13 protein-coding genes and 1 pseudogene are annotated in these 16,270 nt (G+C 67.2%); 11 read left to right on the forward strand and 3 right to left on the reverse strand.

The annotated features are described in order from the left end of the window. The first annotated feature begins 110 nt into the window (after positions 1–110). From H8R18_RS01850 to H8R18_RS01865, 4 genes are read left to right on the forward strand one after another with little or no spacing between them, the layout of a single operon-like run. Positions 111–404 (forward strand): WhiB family transcriptional regulator, encoded by a 294-nt coding sequence (locus H8R18_RS01850; protein WP_276529566.1) that lies wholly within the window; start codon positions 111–113, stop codon positions 402–404. Positions 405–407: 3 nt separating this feature from the next. Beyond that, on the forward strand, positions 408–1,898 hold the full coding sequence (locus tag H8R18_RS01855) for a glycosyltransferase family 2 protein (RefSeq protein ID WP_194189340.1): 1,491 nt from the start codon (positions 408–410) through the stop codon (positions 1,896–1,898). Then, positions 1,844–3,670, forward strand: coding sequence for a hypothetical protein (locus H8R18_RS01860; RefSeq protein WP_194189341.1), 1,827 nt, complete (start codon positions 1,844–1,846; stop codon positions 3,668–3,670). The genes H8R18_RS01855 and H8R18_RS01860 overlap by 55 nt, the downstream gene beginning before the upstream one ends. Beyond that, on the forward strand, positions 3,667–5,070 hold the full coding sequence (locus tag H8R18_RS01865; RefSeq protein ID WP_191072175.1) for a DUF5719 family protein: 1,404 nt from the start codon (positions 3,667–3,669) through the stop codon (positions 5,068–5,070). Before H8R18_RS01860 ends, H8R18_RS01865 begins: the two co-directional genes overlap by 4 nt. Here the strand turns inward: H8R18_RS01865 and H8R18_RS01870 are convergent. Next, the gene (locus H8R18_RS01870) at positions 5,067–5,513 is read right to left on the reverse strand and encodes a metallopeptidase family protein (RefSeq protein WP_191072174.1); all 447 of its coding nucleotides are present in this window, start codon (positions 5,511–5,513) and stop codon (positions 5,067–5,069) included. The two genes, H8R18_RS01865 and H8R18_RS01870, sit on opposite strands and share 4 nt — an antisense overlap. Before the next feature lie 90 nt (positions 5,514–5,603). Here H8R18_RS01870 and H8R18_RS01875 point away from each other — a divergent pair, with 90 nt between their 5' ends. From H8R18_RS01875 to secA, 7 genes and pseudogenes are all read left to right on the forward strand, one after another. Next, positions 5,604–5,987, forward strand: coding sequence for a DUF3499 domain-containing protein (locus H8R18_RS01875; RefSeq protein WP_223875390.1), 384 nt, complete (start codon positions 5,604–5,606; stop codon positions 5,985–5,987). A 13-nt stretch (positions 5,988–6,000) separates the two neighbouring features. Beyond that, positions 6,001–6,681 (forward strand): MtrAB system response regulator MtrA, encoded by a 681-nt coding sequence (mtrA, locus tag H8R18_RS01880; RefSeq protein ID WP_191072172.1) that lies wholly within the window; start codon positions 6,001–6,003, stop codon positions 6,679–6,681. Positions 6,682–6,716: 35 nt separating this feature from the next. Next, a complete protein-coding gene (mtrB, locus tag H8R18_RS01885) occupies positions 6,717–8,453 on the forward strand; it encodes an MtrAB system histidine kinase MtrB (protein WP_191072171.1) in 1,737 nt (578 codons plus the stop codon). Further along, positions 8,450–10,114 carry an LpqB family beta-propeller domain-containing protein gene (locus H8R18_RS01890; protein WP_191072170.1) on the forward strand — a complete coding sequence of 555 codons (1,665 nt, stop codon included), beginning with the start codon at positions 8,450–8,452 and terminating at the stop codon, positions 10,112–10,114. Before mtrB ends, H8R18_RS01890 begins: the two co-directional genes overlap by 4 nt. An 89-nt stretch (positions 10,115–10,203) precedes the next feature. Further along, positions 10,204–10,869: a ComF family protein gene (locus H8R18_RS01895; RefSeq protein WP_191072169.1), complete on the forward strand. Its 666-nt coding sequence runs from the start codon at positions 10,204–10,206 to the stop codon at positions 10,867–10,869. Positions 10,870–11,040: 171 nt separating this feature from the next. Then, the gene (gene hpf, locus H8R18_RS01900) at positions 11,041–11,706 is read left to right on the forward strand and encodes a ribosome hibernation-promoting factor, HPF/YfiA family (protein WP_191072168.1); all 666 of its coding nucleotides are present in this window, start codon (positions 11,041–11,043) and stop codon (positions 11,704–11,706) included. Between the two features lie 114 nt (positions 11,707–11,820). Continuing rightward, positions 11,821–14,618, forward strand: a pseudogene (gene secA / locus H8R18_RS01905) (preprotein translocase subunit SecA). Positions 14,619–14,690: 72 nt separating this feature from the next. Here secA and H8R18_RS01910 read toward each other — a convergent pair. Together H8R18_RS01910 and H8R18_RS01915 are read right to left on the reverse strand one after the other, a co-directional pair. Then, positions 14,691–15,299, reverse strand: a complete 609-nt coding sequence (locus tag H8R18_RS01910) for an Rv3235 family protein (protein ID WP_191072166.1) — start codon at positions 15,297–15,299, stop codon at positions 14,691–14,693. After that, positions 15,296–16,264 (reverse strand): LysM peptidoglycan-binding domain-containing protein, encoded by a 969-nt coding sequence (locus H8R18_RS01915; RefSeq protein ID WP_223875357.1) that lies wholly within the window; start codon positions 16,262–16,264, stop codon positions 15,296–15,298. Before H8R18_RS01915 ends, H8R18_RS01910 begins: the two co-directional genes overlap by 4 nt. Between the last annotated feature and the right edge of the window lie 6 nt (positions 16,265–16,270).

Consider the following 16,270-nt stretch of genomic DNA (forward strand, 5'->3'; position numbering starts at 1 on the left):
CACCACCGAGACCAGATCTGTTCGCGCCCTATCATGAGGCGCTTGACTTGATAGGATGACACGCGTGTAATTCAGGCATACGCCTACACGCTACGCGAGGGGAATCGACTGTGTGGAACATCTTCGGTGAGGGGCCGCTGAATCTGGCCTCGCCCGATGCCAGCCCGTCCCTCCACAACGACGGGATGCACGCCTGGCAGGATCAGGCGTTGTGTGCGCAGACGGATCCCGAGGCGTTTTTTCCGGAAAAAGGCGGTTCGACCCGCGAAGCTAAGCAGGTCTGCCAGCTGTGTCGTGTCCGCGATGATTGCCTGCGTTACGCCCTCGAAAACGACGAACGCTTTGGCATCTGGGGCGGCCTATCCGAGCGGGAACGGCGCCGTTTGAAGGGCCGGGCTGTTTAGGTCGTGGCACCTCGCCAGCGCGCGGTCAGCGCATGTGCCGTCATCGTCACCAACGGCAACACGCCGTTCCTGCCGCACGCTGTCGCCAGCGTTCGCGCGCAGACCGTCGCGCCCCAGCGGTGCGCCATCGTCGATGTCTCACCCGCGCATGCGTCGCACCACCTGACGCCGGAATCCGTTGCCGCAATGACGGGCGGGGTCTATCTCATTGAGGCTCCCGAACCGACGCTCGGGGCGGCGCTGCAACGCGGCTGGGACGCTCTGAAGCCCGACGACGACTTCATGTGGATCCTCCACGACGACTGTGCCCCGGCGCCCGACTGCCTCGAGCACCTAATCGCCACCGTTGCGAGCGACGAGTCCATCGCGATCGCCGGACCCAAACAGTGCAGCTGGGAGGACGACTCGCGGTTGCTCGAGGTCGGTATCGTCGCCTCGCCCAGCGGACGCCGCCTCGACGTCATCGAGGCCGGAGAGGTCGACCAGGGACAGTGGGACCGCCGCGTCGACGTGCTCGCGGTGGGCAGTGCCGGGATGCTGCTCGAGGTCGCCGCCTGGCGTCACCTCGGCGGTTTTGATCCCCACCTCGGCCCCTTCGGCGACGGGTGGGAACTGGGTCGGCGTGCCCGCCTGGCCGGCTACCGCGTGGTCGTCGCCATGTCGGCCCGCGTGCGCCACGCGAGGGCCGGTTTGAACGGGGTCCGGGGAAAACGGGTGAGCGCGCGCACCCGACCGGCGCGTCTGGCCGAGCTGGCGACGCGGCCGCGCCCGACACCGTCGCCCGCGGCCGAGATCGATGATGAGGACGAGGACGGCCCGCGCGATCACGTCGACCTCAAACGCGTCCCCGTGCTGCTCGCGGGCAACGACGTCACCCGCGAGGTGATGGCCGGGGCGAACCGATCGGCATCGCTGCGGGCGCGTCGTTTTGCCGAAGCCTACTCGTGGGCGATCTCCGCTCATCCCGCGGCCTTCATCGTCGTTCTTCTTGCCATCGTTTTCCGCGCGATCGGGCGCGGCATCCGCGATATCGCGGCGAAGTCGCCGTCGACGGCGGCGATCGACATCGGCGTCGCGGTGCGGATCATCGCCGCTCTCGACGGGATCATCGCGCAGCGCCGGGCCATCCGTCGCGTCACCACGCGCTCGCGCCACGATCTGCGCCCGTTCCAAGCCACCGGGAGCGACATTCGGGCGCATCGCGCGATCATCCGCAAGATCCGTCGCGATCAGGCCCTTCCCGAGCCGCTGGAGCCGGTGGCCGCGCGTGAGCGTGCCCTCTATCGGCGGCGCTCGTGGCGCGTGTGCTGCGCCCTCATGGTCCTTGTCGGCATATGCGTTGCGATCGCTCACGACGGTGGTGTGGGATACGCCGGGGGCGCGTTCGCGACGCTGCCTCACTCGTTGGGATCGCTCGTCGACGCCTCGGTTCGGCGTGGGTGGCCGGCGGCGACGGCTCGCCCGGTCCAGCCCGGCCGCTGCTGCTGTTGCTGACGATCCTCGCCGCGCCATGGAGCCTCATCGGGGTGAGTCCGAGCGCGTGGTGGGAGAGTGCCGTCTTGCTTAGCCCGATCATTGCCGTTGCGGCGGGGTGGATCGGTGCCGGGGCCTGGGTGAGATCCCTGCCGATGCGCTCGCTCATCGCCGCGGCGTGGGGACTGTGGCCGAGCCTGTGGGGAGCGCTGTATACCGGCGATGCCGGCGTGGTGGCTCTCCACCTCGCTCTGCCGCTGCTCGCATGGGCCGTGGCGGCGATGACCGAAACGGCGGCACCCGAGCGCTATCGCGGTGCCGACGGCGATGTCGTCATTCCCGCCAGGCGCGCACCGCTGAGCGGTGCCGGGGTCGCGGCTCTCGCGCTCGCATGGATTGGGGCCATTCATCCCGCGACGGCGGCTGGCATTGCGTGCGTTGGCATCGTCATCGGGATCGTCGCGGCGGTGCATCAGCACCGGCGACGCATTCTCACACGCGTTCTTCTCGCCCCCGTGCCCGCCCTCCTTCTGCTCGCACCGAGCCTGCTCGCCGCGGCGACGTCCGGGGGCCTTGTTCGTTACCTGTGGTCCGTGCCCGCGGGCTCGCGCGATCTTCCCGGGCCCGATACGTTGTCGGCCGCCCTCATGCTGCCGGTGAGCAGCGACGTGTTTACTCGCGCGTGGGGCGGCGCCGGGACGTGGTGGCTGTGGGGGATGGCCGCGTTGCCGATTCTCGTCACCGCCTGGGGAGTTCTCGCGCTCGCGCGACCTCGTCGAGTGTGGACGACGCGGTGCGCCTGGCTGGGCGCGCTGGCCTGTGGGGTCCTCATCGTTGTGGCTCCCGCCGACGCCGTCGTCGCGCCTCTACAGTCTCTCGCCGGATGGTGCGTTCTCGCTGCTGGTGCCGGCTGGGCGGGCGTGGGGCGCGGACGCCTCGGTCGCTGGTGCGTCGTGCCGGCCGCTGTCGCCGCCGTTGCGCTGGGGCTGAGCGCGGTCGCGTGGGTCGCGATGGGCACGGCGATCGAGCGGGGCGACGGAGTGCCCCAGGCGAGTCCGCGCGGGCAGCGGATTCCTCCGGCTGCCGAGATTCGTCAGAGCTCGCCGACGCGTGCCCGCGTCCTCGTCCTGAGCCAGGCTTCGGGCGTGACGCGCGCCGAGATCTGGCGAGGATCGGGAGCGATGCTCACTGACGCCGCCGACGCTCGCCAGGCCCGCCCGGGACCCGCTGCGAGTGATCTCGCCGCCGCGATTGCCGCGCTGACTCTGCCCGGTGATGCCGATATCGCCGACACGCTGGCGGAGCACGCGATCGACGAGGTCGTCGTGGCACACCCGGGTGACGAGGCCGATCTCGTCGCGGCGCTCGACGGCATCGACGGACTCACGCCCGTCATGCGAACGAGCAGACTTGCCGCGTGGCGCGTCGATGAGGACGCCCTCGATCCCGCGGGTCCCGTTGCGCGCATGGTTGTCGTGGGCGATGGTGAGCGCGTGAGCGTCGGTTCGCGCGGCGTTCGCGCGGTCGCCGAGATCTTGCGGGCATCCCAGCCGCGCACGCTCGTCCTTGCCGAACGGGCTGGTCACGGCTGGCACGCGCGCATTGATGGCATCGAGTTGGCTCCGGTGTCCCGCGGGTGGGCGCAAGCCTTCACCATTCCCGCCGGAGTATCGGGGACCCTCACCGTCTCGTATGGGCCGGCATGGTGGCCGTGGTGGCGAGCGGTCGTCGCCCTCAGCCTGGTGGTCGCCGTTCTCGCCGCGTGGCCGACTCGCAGGAGAATGCGCCGATGACGTCTCGACGTGCCACCGCTGCCGCCGTCCTCTCCGGTGTCGCGATCCTCGCCGGGATCGCCGGTTTAGGACTGGCCGATCTGCCGTCCCGTGACCCGGCGCCTCACCGTCTCGTGAACGCTCATGCGTCACCGACCCGCACGGTCGTCGCCTGTCCGCCACTGCCCGGCAACTCCGGGCAGACGTTCAGCGCCGCTCGATCGCTGGGGGATGACGTGCCACACGCGCGCCTGCGCTCGAGCACAGTGACGTCGCTGCGCCCGAGCGGCGACGGTATGGCGAGCGGTCGCGTCGATTCTGCCAGCGGTGCTCTCATCGAAGCCGATCCCGTCGGTGACTCGCCCGCCCAGGCTCTCGGACTCATCGTGGCTCGCGGTGGAGGCGACACGTTCGGGCTTGCTGCCGCGCAATGTCGCTCCCCGCAACCGATCACGTGGTTCCTCGGCGGCGATGCCGGTGATGGACACACGATCGAGATGACGCTCGTCAATCCCTCGACGCGCGCGGTAACGGCGACCATCGACGCGTGGGGTGCCAGCGGCCCCGCGGCGTGGGCGCGGTCATCGATCCTCGTCGAGGCCGGCTCCTCCGTGAGCGTGCCACTGTCGGAACGCATCGTTGGGGAAGAACGCCCGGCCTGGCGCGTCAGCGCGACCGGCACGGGCGTCGTCGCATTCGCCCAGGTCAGTGGACTTGCGGGCGTGAGCGAAGACGGATACGACTCGTTGCCTCCCGCCTCGCTAGAGAGCGAGCAGACCATCGCTATCGGCTCGGTTGGACTCGACGATGCCACGGTGCGCTTGCTGAATCCGCACGGCGACGAAGCGACGTACACCATCGACATCGTGACGGCGCACGGGACGACGCCGCTGCCGGGCGGGTCCCAGACGCTGACCGCGGGCAGCGTCGCCGACGTATCACTGGCCGGTAGCGGCAAGGACGCGCTGGCGCTCCGCGTGCGCTCGAGCAGGACGATTGCCGCCGCCGTGCGTGCGCAGGGGCCGCAGGTGCGCATTGCCTCTGACAGCGCTGATCTCGGCGCGGCGCTAGGCGTGGATACCTCGGTGGCGACGCGCGACATCGCCTGGGCGAGTGCGAGCAGCGCGCAGACAGGAGGCACGGTTATCGTGCCCACCGGCGTGCGCGCCGAAATCGTGGGCGTGGCGGGCGACGAGGCAAGCCGAGTCACCGTAGCCGCATCCTCGACAGATCCCGTCACTATGAACGTTGCTGCGGGCCGCGCGGCGAGTCACGAACTCGGCCCGGGTATCTACACCGTCGACGCGACGACGCCTCTTACTCTCGGCGTGCGTCTCTACACCGATGACGGCATCTCGTGGGTCCCCGTCTCGCCCGCCCCGGCCGACGCCGTGACCGCCCGGGTGGACGTGCGTCCCTAGGCGCCGGGCAGGCGGCCCCAGGCAGGGGGAACGACGTCCTCGGGATGCATCCCCAGCGCGTTGGCGACGTTTTCGACGATGACCCACGCCAGGGCGTCGCGCAGCTGATCGATGCCGCGACAACGGGCCTGAATCGGCAGGCGATACAGGACGATGCGCGAGGGCGTGCGCCGGGAGCGTTCGGCGGGAAAATACCGTCCCAACGTCACGCTGGCGCTCTCCCACGGCGCGGGATCGATCGGGGGAACGTCCTCGACGGCGAACTCCACGTCGGCCACTTGTGGCACGTGCGCCGTGATGTCGGCGACGATGCGCATGGCGAGGGCGTCGAAGCGCTGGGACCTGGGCAGTGCCGCCGGCAATCCGGGAGGAATGAGGACACCGCGCAGGCCTCGCCCGTGTGAGTCACGGCGATAATGGCGGGCACGGTGATAGGTCGTCACGGCGTCACACTATCGCGACCGGTCTGCTCGCGCGGTCAGGCCCGGGCCGAATAGCGCGCGAACGTGGGCTACAGTCGCAGTGTGACTACGATGCGTCCGTGTTCGCGTTCGGGCTGCTACGCCGAGGCAGTGGCGACCCTCACGTACGTCTATGCCGATGCGACCGCCGTCATCGGGCCGCTGGCCGCTCAGGATTCCCCTCACGCCTACGACCTGTGTGCTCGCCACACGCAATCATTTACCGCCCCGCGGGGATGGCAGGTGGTGCGCCTGGCGACGCAATTCAGCCCGCCCGAACCCTCCACCGACGACCTCGATGCCCTTGCCCAGGCGATCCGCGTCGCCTCGCGTCATCCACGACCGGCTGAGCAGGCTCGCCCCGATCAGCCGCAGGTGGAACGCCCCCATCGCTCCTCGCACGCGACTCACCTGCGCGTTGTCTCGGACAACGCCACTCCCGAGTCATCCGCGTGAGACAATAACCCCCATGACGCGCATTCTTGTCGTTGACGACGATCAGCCGTTGGCCGAGATGATTGGCATCGTCCTCGAGTCTGAAGGCTACGACCCGGTCTATTGCCATGATGGCGCACAGGCCCTGTCGACGTTTCGCGCGCACAAGCCCGATCTCATCCTGCTCGACCTGATGCTGCCCGGTCTTGGCGGGATCGAGATCTGTCAGATGATCCGCGCCGAATCCGACGTCCCGATCGTCATGCTGACGGCCAAGTCGGACACGGCTGACGTCGTCGCCGGGTTGGAGGCCGGTGCCGACGACTACATCCCCAAGCCGTTTAAGCCGAAGGAACTCATCGCCCGCATCCGCGTGCGCCTGCGCGGCCACGAGCGTCGCGAGGACGACGAGATCATCCTCGGTCCCCTCCACATCGACGTTCGCGCGCACGAGGTGCGTCGCAGCGGCGACCTCGTACGTCTGACCCCGCTCGAATTCGACCTGTTGGTCACGCTGGCCTCGGATCCGCACAAGGCGTTTGCCCGCGACGAGTTGCTCGAGAAAATCTGGGGGTACCGCCACGGCTCGGACGCCCGCCTCGTCAACGTCCACGTTCAGCGGTTGCGGGCAAAGATTGAGGCCGATCCCGAGCACCCGCAGATCGTCCAGACGGTGCGCGGAGTCGGCTATCGCGCCTGCGCTCCCGACCAGTGAGGGTACAGGCGCTGGCGGTGCGGGCGTGGGAGGGGATGCGTCGCCTCCCACCGGTTCGCCAGATCCGACAGTCGTTGCCGGTGCGCATCACCGTGCTCATGCTCGTCATCGTCACCGTCGTCATGACGGTGTTGTCGGTGTTCGTCGCCACGCACGTGCGCGACGGGATGTTTGAGGAACGGCTTAAGCAGATCCTCGCGGATTCGACTCAACGCGTCGACTGGGTCCAGACCTCGTTCAATCGCTCCTCGCTCGAATCCGTCGACCAGGTTCAAGACCTGGCCTATCAGCTGATGGTCGAGCAGCGCGAGGCCTCGTCTGGGGTTGGCGGGATTGGCGTCATGCTCATGCGCGACCCCAACTCGACGTCAACCAACGTCATCAACGCGGTGGTCGACGAGCAGCTGGCCCCCGTCATCACCGATGATCTGCGTGCGAAGGTGCGTGAGGCCGGCGGGAATTATTGGCAATCGGTGTCGATCCCGACGGCGGCGGGGGACCAGCCTGGAATCGTCGTCGGCTCGACGATCGAGCTGCCCATGGTCGGCACCTACGATATGTACCTCGTCTATTCGTTGGCGCCAGAGGAGCGCACGATCACGATGATCAACCAGATCCTCGCGGTCGGCACGGTGGGGATGCTCATCATCGTCGGCATCCTCATGCTCATCATGTCCTACCGGGCGCTGCTGCCGGTGCGCCGGGCCGCCCACGCGGCCGAGCAGGTTTCTCTCGGCAACCTGTCGGTGCGCCTACAGATCGAGGGCGAGGATGAGCTGGCGACGCTGGGCAACGCGTTTAACGACATGACGTCGCACCTACAGCGGCAGATCCTCGACTATCGCCAGCTTGCGAACTTGCAGCAGCGTTTCGTGTCTGACGTCTCTCACGAGCTGAGAACCCCGCTCGCGTCCATCCAGATCGGTGCCGACATCATCAGTTCCGACCTCGACGAATTGCCCCAACACCTGAGGCGTCCGGCCAAACTTATGGGCGAGCAGGTCGAACGCTTCTCCGACATGCTCGCCGACCTGTTGGAAATCTCGCGCGTGGACGCACGTACGGCCCGCGTCGAACACGAACACACCGATCTCGTCGCGCTGGTGACGCAGGTGTGCGCGATGCATGCCCAAATCATTGAGCGCGCCGGGGTCGAGGTGAGGATCACCGCGCCGGAAACCGGAGTCGAAGCCGCGGTCGATCGCGTCCGCGTCGAACGCGTCGTGCGTAACCTCCTCCTCAACGCCGTGGAGTTCTCCGAGGGCAATCCCATCGACATCACGCTGGCGCAGACGGCGACGTCGGTGGCGATCAAGGTCCGAGACCACGGCGTCGGCATGACCGACGAGGTCGCTTCGCGCGTGTTTGATCGCTTCTATCGGGCCGATCCGTCGCGTCAGCGCACGACCGGGGGAACCGGCCTGGGGCTGGCGATCTCGGCCGAGGACGCCCAGCTGCACGGGGGAATCCTCACCGTGTTGTCGTGCCCCCAGGCGGGCTCGTCCTTCGTGCTGTTGCTGCCGCGCTTCGCCGATCGCGAGATCGATGAGCTGCCGCGCGCCGTCTACGACGACGACATCATCGCGGCACGCGCGCGCTGGGCACGCACCCACCCGGGCGACGTCGACACGACCGTCGGGGTCAGCGAGACGACGGGTCGCGACCTCGGCACGTTCAGCGACGAGGCACTCGCCGACGAGGATGACGAGGTCGCAGACGAGGTGGGCGGTGACGAGAGCGACGGTGCCGAAGATGGAGAGGAACGGACGTGAGGGCGCACGCAGTCCCGGCGTTGGCGTGCGCTGTGTTCGTCGCCGTGACGATGAGCGGGTGTGCCGGCTTGCCGATGAGCGGGCCCGTGACGAGTGCCTCGCCACAGGCTGACGCGCAGGCACCGCTGGCCCAACACGCCGAGGGACCGCGCGAGGGTGCCTCTCCGCGTCAGATCATCGAGGGATTCGAGCGGGCAAGCGCCGCGGGAACCTACGATGACTTCGACGTCGCGCGCGAATATCTCACGTCTACGGCTCAACGTTCGTGGAAACCGCAGGCCTCGGTCACCGTCCTCGACGAAGATCCGTCGCTGGCTCTGACGATGGCGGCCCACGCCGATACGACGGCCTCGGCGGTGGTCGAGGGGACGACGGTGTTGAGCGTCGACCGCTATGGCCGTTACCTCCAGCGCGACGTCGCCTATCGCGGGACCTATACCCTGCGTAAAGACGACGATGAGTGGCGAATCGCCGGGCTTCCCAACGGCGTCGTCATGACGCGCTCGGCGTTTAACAACGCCTATGCGCGCCGCGACGTGTATTTCCTCGCCGCCGACAATGTGACGCCCGTGCCCGATCCGCGGTGGATCCCGCGGCAGAATCTGACGGCGGGCCTGGTCGAAGCCCTCTATTCCGGTCCCTCACCCGAGCTCGCTGCCGCGGTACGCACGGCGTTTCCGCGCGACGTCGCCTCGACCTCACCCGTCGTCGACGTCACGGGGGCCGTGGCGGCCGTGAGTGTGCCCGACGCCATCGCGTCGTTGCCTCAGCCCCAGCTCTCCCGCGTCGCGTGGCAGCTCGAACGAACGCTCAGCGGAGTCGCGGGTATTGAACGCGTCGAACTTATCTCCGATCACGATTCCCTCGCGTTCACGCGGGCCCCGACGACGCCCACCTACGATCTCGACTACCTCGTTGGCGTGGAGGACGGTGCGATCGTCGGTGTGGGCACCGGCGCGACACGCGTGCTCGTCGATCGTGCCCACACGAAGGGGATGTCGCCGCGGTGGCCGGCGGCGGGCCCCCTGGCCGGTCAGGGCGTCGTCGCGCTGAATGGAGAGCGCACCGAACTCTACCTGTTCGTTGACAATACGCGTCGCCTGCTGGCCCGCAGCACCGAGACGTTTAGCCCGCCCCATCTCGATCGTTATGGCTTCGTGTGGACATCGACGCCGACGGGCGGACTGTGGGTCACCGACGCCTATGGGCAGCGCTTGAGCGTGGCGACGCCGTGGGGTGACGGCGGGGTCATTAAGAAGATCGAGCTCACCCCCGACGGTCAGCGCGCGCTCGTCCTCATGCACGCCAATGACCGCGACACGCTCGCCTCTTACGTCATCAGTCGCGAGGGCGGGCGTCCGATCAGCCTTATCTCCGCTCATCCCCTGGCGCAGCCCCTCACCGATATCGCCGATATCGGTTGGGTGGATTGCTCGACCGCCGCCGTGCTATCCGGATCGGGCGGGCGCGAGATCGTCGTTCATCCCATCAATGGCCTCGAGGAAATCTATGCGGCCCCAGCCGATGCAACCACCCTCGTTACCGGCGGGACGACCCACGATCTCCAGGTGATGACAGACGACTATCACCGCAGCGAGCGCGTCGGAAAGCAGTGGCGAGGCGTTGGCACGGTGCTCGTCGACGCCGCCTACCCGGGCTAAGTGTCCCCACGGCTCGGTAAGGTCTTCGCACACGTGGCATCGCGTTGACGATCAGCAAGGCGCCCGACGTATATGCCCACAATTGCCGTATGATCTCGCCGCGCGCCGTGCTTGCCGACCTCCTCTGGCCGCGATGGTGCGTCGGCTGCGATGCGCCGGGTGTTATCTGGTGCCGCGACTGTGATGGTCGCGTCAGGGAGCATTTTGGCCCGCGAATCCCGCCCACGCGCGCCGAGCGGACTGAGCTGGATCTGTGGAGTTTCGGCGACTATGACGGGGCGCTTCGCCGCTTCGTCCTGGCCGCCAAACACGACGACCACCTCGATATGGGGTCCCACCTTGCCCGGCTTGGGCACACAGCTGGGCGCGAACTCGCACGCTCGGGATGGGCACCGCGGTGGGTCGTGCCCGCCCCCTCGCAATGGCACCGCCGAGTGCGTCGCCACTGGGTGGCTCATCCCTTTGCCGATGGCATTGCTCGCGGACTCGCCGACTCCGCAGTGCGCCCGATCGCTTCGATCGACGTGCTGCGGCTGCCGTGGGCGGCACCGAGACAGGCAGGACGAACCGCGAGCGAGCGCGCTCGCTCGCGCGACGGCCTTATGCGCGTGGTGGAACCCCTCGACGGCGAAGCCCTCGTCGTTGACGACGTGGCGACGACCGGTGCGACGCTCGCCGAGGCCGCGCGCGTGCTGCGCGAGTCGGGAACGCAGGTGCGCGGCGGGATCGTCCTCGCCAACGTCGAGAGGCGGTAAGGATTCGTTGCGCCAAATATCAGTGTCGTCTCAATCACACCGACTACTATGGAGACATAGCACCGAAGCGGTGCTTCTACACGCAAGGAGGCGATAGCTCAATCCACGGGCAGGTACTGCGCCTGCCCCCATCACGGGGATTATCCCCACCCGCTATGCCCGGAGGAAACAATGGACATCATCGTTGAAGGCCGTAACGCCGAGATCCACTCGAATTTCCGTGACTACGTCGAGGATAAGCTCGCGAAAGTCGAGCACTTCTATCCCCGCGCCCAGCGCGTCGAAGTCGAGATCACCCACGAGCCGAATCAGCGTCAGGCTGACGTGTCAGAACGCGTCGAGATCACCGTCATCGGCAAGGGGCCGATTATTCGTGCCGAGGCCGCCTCGTCCGACCGCTACGCCTCTGTCGACATCGCTGCCGGCAAGCTGTATGAGCGCGTGCGCCGTGCCCGCGACCGTGCGAAGGAGCACCGTCGCCGCAAGGACCGCTCGGTCAAGGAAGGCGTGGATATCGACATCGAGAAGCTCGATCTCACCGACGCCCGCCCGGCGGCCATCCCCGCCGACGACGCGTCGTTCGATCCGGATTCTCCGCGTGAGCGCGAGCTCGGCGTCGCCGACGAGGTCCAGCTCGGCGACTCGCCCGTGCTCGTGCGACAGAAGCTGCACGAGGCCAAGGCGATGACCGTCAGCGAGGCCCTGTATCAGATGGAACTCGTGGGGCATCCCTTCTTCCTCTTCATTGATTCCGAAACGAAACAGCCGTGCGCGGTGTACCACCGCCGCGGGTGGACGTACGGTGTGATCCGGCTGGATACGACGACGACCATCTGATTTTGTGACAGCGCCGCCGGCGGCACCTCGTGCCGCCGGCTTCGCGCGCGTTTGAGTAATCGCGGTAGGCTGGCCCCAGCCCACGGGTGGCACCTGAGTGAAACGGGGAGAAGCGTGTCGATTTTTGACAAGATCCTTCGCATCGGTGAAGGCCGTACCCTGCGCCGATTCGAGGCGCTAGCGAACGAGGTCATCGCGAAGGACGACGAATACACGGCCATGAGCGACGACGAGCTAAAGGCGATGACGTCTCAGCTCAAGGCCGCCCTCGACGAGGGGGCGACGCTCGACGAGATCCTCGTCCCCGCATTCGCGACCGTGCGCGAAGCCGCATGGCGCGTGCTCGGGCAAAAGCCCTACCCGGTCCAGATCGTCGGGGCGATCGCCCTGCACCGCGGCAATATCGCCGAAATGAAGACCGGCGAGGGCAAAACCCTCGTCGCGACGATGCCGAGCTACCTCAACGCGCTGACGGGTCGCGGCGTCCACGTCGTCACCGTCAACGACTATTTGGCCTCCTACCAATCCGAACTCATGGGACGCGTCTACCGGTTCCTCGGAATGGAGGTCGGCTGCATCGTCAATGGGCAGGATCCCGTGACGCGCCGCAAGCAGTACGCCGCGGACATCACCTACGGCACGAACAACGAATTCGGCTTTGACTACCTGCGCGACAACATGGTGCAGCGCCCCGAGGATCTCGTTCAGCGCGATCATCACTATGCGATCGTCGACGAGGTTGACTCGATCCTCATCGATGAGGCCCGCACCCCTCTCTCATCTCGGGTCCGGCCATGGGCGAGGCCGACCGGGCCTACGAGAAGTTTGCTGACCTCGTGCGTGGACTCGAGCGCGACGTCGACTACGAGGTCGACGAGAAGAAGCGAACGGTCGGTATCCTTGAGGCCGGTATCGAGAAGGTCGAAGACTATTTCAATATCGACAACCTCTATCAGGCCGAACACACCCCGCGAATCGGTTTCCTCAATAACGCGTTGAAGGCCAAAGAGCTTTTTGAGCGCGATCGCGACTACATCGTGCGGGCTAACGAGATCATTATTGTCGACGAGCACACGGGTCGAACGATGGAAGGGCGCCGCTATTCCGAGGGCCTCCATCAGGCCATCGAGGCGAAAGAACGCGTTCCCGTGAAGGCCGAGAACCAGACGCTAGCGACAATCACGCTGCAAAACTATTTCCGTCATTACGACAAGCTCGCCGGCATGACCGGTACCGCCGAGACCGAGGCGGCCGAGTTCATGTCGACGTTCAAAATCGGCGTCATTCCCATTCCGACGAACCGGCCGATGGCGCGCGTGGACAAGACCGACCTCGTCTACCCCACGCGCGAGGGCAAACTCACGGCGATCGTCGAGGACATCGCCCAGCGCTACGACAAGGGCCAGCCGGTCCTCGTCGGCACGACCGACGTGGCCAAGTCCGAGGAGCTGTCGGCACTGCTGAAGAAGCGGCGGATTCCCCACAACGTCCTCAACGCGAAGGAGCACGAGCGCGAGGCGCAGATCGTCTTTGAGGCCGGGCGACTCGGGCAGGTGACGATCGCGACGAACATGGCTGGTCGCGGTACCGACATCATGCTCGGGGGCAACCCCGAACACATCGCGGATCAGATGCTGCGCACCCGGTCTGGCGATCCGCTGGACCCGATTGCCGATTCCGAACGCTGGCGCGAGGAATACCCGGGAGCTCTCGAGGATGCAAAGGCCCAGGTGGCCGCCGAACACGAGAAGGTCAAGGAGCTGGGTGGCCTCTACGTCCTCGGCACGGAACGTCACGATTCGCGCCGCATCGACAATCAGCTGCGGGGCCGCTCAGGACGTCAGGGAGACCCCGGCGAGTCGCGCTTCTACCTGTCGATGGAAGACCCGTTGATGATGCGCTTCGCGTCGGGATTCGCCCAGCGCATCATGCAGTCGGGCGCGTACCCGCCGGACATGCCGCTGGAGAACAAGGCGGTCGCCAAGTCGATTCGCTCCGCCCAGCAGCAGGTCGAGGCCATGCACTTCGAGACGCGTAAGAACGTCCTGAAGTACGACGACGTCATGACCGATCAGCGCAACCTTGTCTACGACCAGCGCCGCCAGGTGCTGGAAAAGGACATCGACCTCGACACGCTGGTTCCGACCTATCTGGAAGCAACGGTCTCCGAAATTGTTCGCACGGGCTGCGACGGCAACCCGGAGGAGTGGAATCTCGAGTCGGTGTGGGCCACACTGCGCTCGATCTACCCGATTTCGGTTGATCGTGAGGCCATGATCGAATCGGCGGGTGGCATCGCCGGATTGACCCTCGAAGACGTCGAGACGGTGCTGCACGATGACATCACCGACGCCTACGACACGATGGTCGACCAGATGAACGCCAACCCGCTGGCTAGCGAGCAGTTGGGTGAGGAGCCGGTCGCCGAGATGGAGCGGCGCGTCCTGTTGGCGACGGTCGATCGACTGTGGCAGGAACACCTCTACGAGATGGACTATTTGCGCGAAGGCATCGGCCTGCGCGCGATGGGGCAGCGCGATCCCCTCGTCGAGTACTCCTCCGAGGGCGCCCACATGTTCCAGGGCATGATGGGGCGGGTGCGCGAGGAGACGGTCGCCGGCATCTTCTCGGCCGCCGGGCAGTTCGAGGCCGCCTACCAGGCGCGGGTGCAAGCCGAGCGTGAGGCGGCCGAGAAGGCTGCCGATGCGCAGGCGCACACCGACCAGCGTGCGGCTCGCAGCGAGGCAATTGCCAAGAGCATGGCGAACGCGCCGTCGGTCATGGGAGACACGGGAACGGCATCGCGTGGAAAGATCCTCGGCCGCTCCGGTGCCGGTGGCGACGGATCCACCGGTGGCATGAATCGTGCCCAGCGCCGAGCCAAGAAGGCGAAGAACAAGAAACGTCGCTAGGCATCATGCCCATGTGTGGGGCGGGTGAGTTGAGGACTCGCCCGCCCCACACACGCGTTTGGGGTCGCGGCATTAGCCAATCTCGAGGGCAGTGATGCGCCAGCGCGAGTGATAAGACTCGGCACGCAGGCAGATGGCGCGGGAACGTTCCCCAACATCGACCACCCCGATGCACTCGCAGGCGACGAAGTCTGCGCGCGCCTGGGCGACTTGGAGGCGCAGGCTGCGGGTGCGGATCCGTTGGGGAGTCCGGGGTGCGCGCGTTGCGGTGAGCCGCTCGCGTTCGCGCAGAGCCTCGTACAGGTCGGGAGCCAGCCAGCGGGCGAGCTGTGCGCACGAGCGCGTCCCGTCAAGCACCTCAAAGATGACCTGAACCATCGTGTAAGCCCATGGATAGGGATGGGGAAGAGGTGCCGTCGTCGGCTGCGGTTTCCACCCACGCGCCGTTAGCCGGTCTTCGTCGCGGCGATGGAGAGGATCGACGGGGCTCAGTCGCAGGTGCGGCGCACCGAAGATTTCGCTGCGGTCGATATGCGGTGGGATAGGTGCGCGCGGCATCGTCCGCGGCACGGCGACGCGGCGGCCGTGCCGCGGGGCGGGGAGCAGCGTCCAATCGACGTCGCCACGGCGCGGCGACCGCGTGGAGGAGTGCGCGGGAGCGCTCAGGACAGCCGGTGTCATGACAACTCCCGGAGGGGTTCGAGGGTGAGCGTGAGGCCCGGGTGGATGAGGTCCGGTGACGTGATCTTGTCGGCGTTGCCGCGGTAGAGCGCACGCCAGGCACGGTCGATGGTGGCAGGTGACGCGCCGGGTGGCAGGGAATCGGCGGCGATCGACCACAGGCTGTCCCCGGGAGCCACGACGTACGTGTCATCGACGCCAGCCGTTGCCGCGGGGGTTTCGGGTTGGGCGGGCGGGGTGGGTGTAGACAGCCGGATTGCGCCCCAGCCGACATCCATGGGCACGGCGGGCAGAGTCTGTGGTGATGCGGCAGACGGTGCGGGCGCAGGGGTGCTGGGTACAGCAGCCGGGGACGCAGGCGTCGCGGGAGTCTCAGGAAGGGGCGGTGATGGCGGGGTGACCGGCTGCGCGCCCTCGGCCTCTTCGGTATCGCGTTCTGGCGGCGGATCGGGTGCGGGAGGAGGTGGCGAGGTCGTCTTGGGCACCGGGTCGGCCGAGTCTTCCGTCGGCGCCGCCCAGCCCAGATCGGCAGGGATGTCAGTGAGATCGGGGCTCACCGACGAGTCGCTGCCGTCATCAGCCAACGCCGGGGTCGCGATGGCCAAACCGGGAATGAGCGCGAGAGACGTCGTCCCCAGGATGGCGCGGCGAACGACGGGCGCTCCCAGCCTGAGCATGGCCACGATAAGCCGATGCGGGCGGCGCCCACGCGCGAGCGCGGCGCGACCGCTTCGGGCGAGGCCGGCCGTGAGCAGGAACCACGCGGCGAGCAGTGCGCCACCGACTGACAGGACGCTGGCGAGGCCGTCACCGATGCGGGCCGAGGTCGCCTGTGAGGCCTCGAGGGCGGCGTGAGGGCCGACGAGGTAGGCACATGCGGCGAGCAGCACCAGCGGAGCAAGGATCCACACGGTGCGTTCGATTGTCGGCGAGGTCGCCGGCGTGGGGGAGAGCTGAGACCTCATGTCATC

It is taken from the genome of Nanchangia anserum, from assembly GCF_015240065.1.
Lineage (GTDB): Bacteria > Actinomycetota > Actinomycetes > Actinomycetales > Actinomycetaceae > Nanchangia > Nanchangia anserum.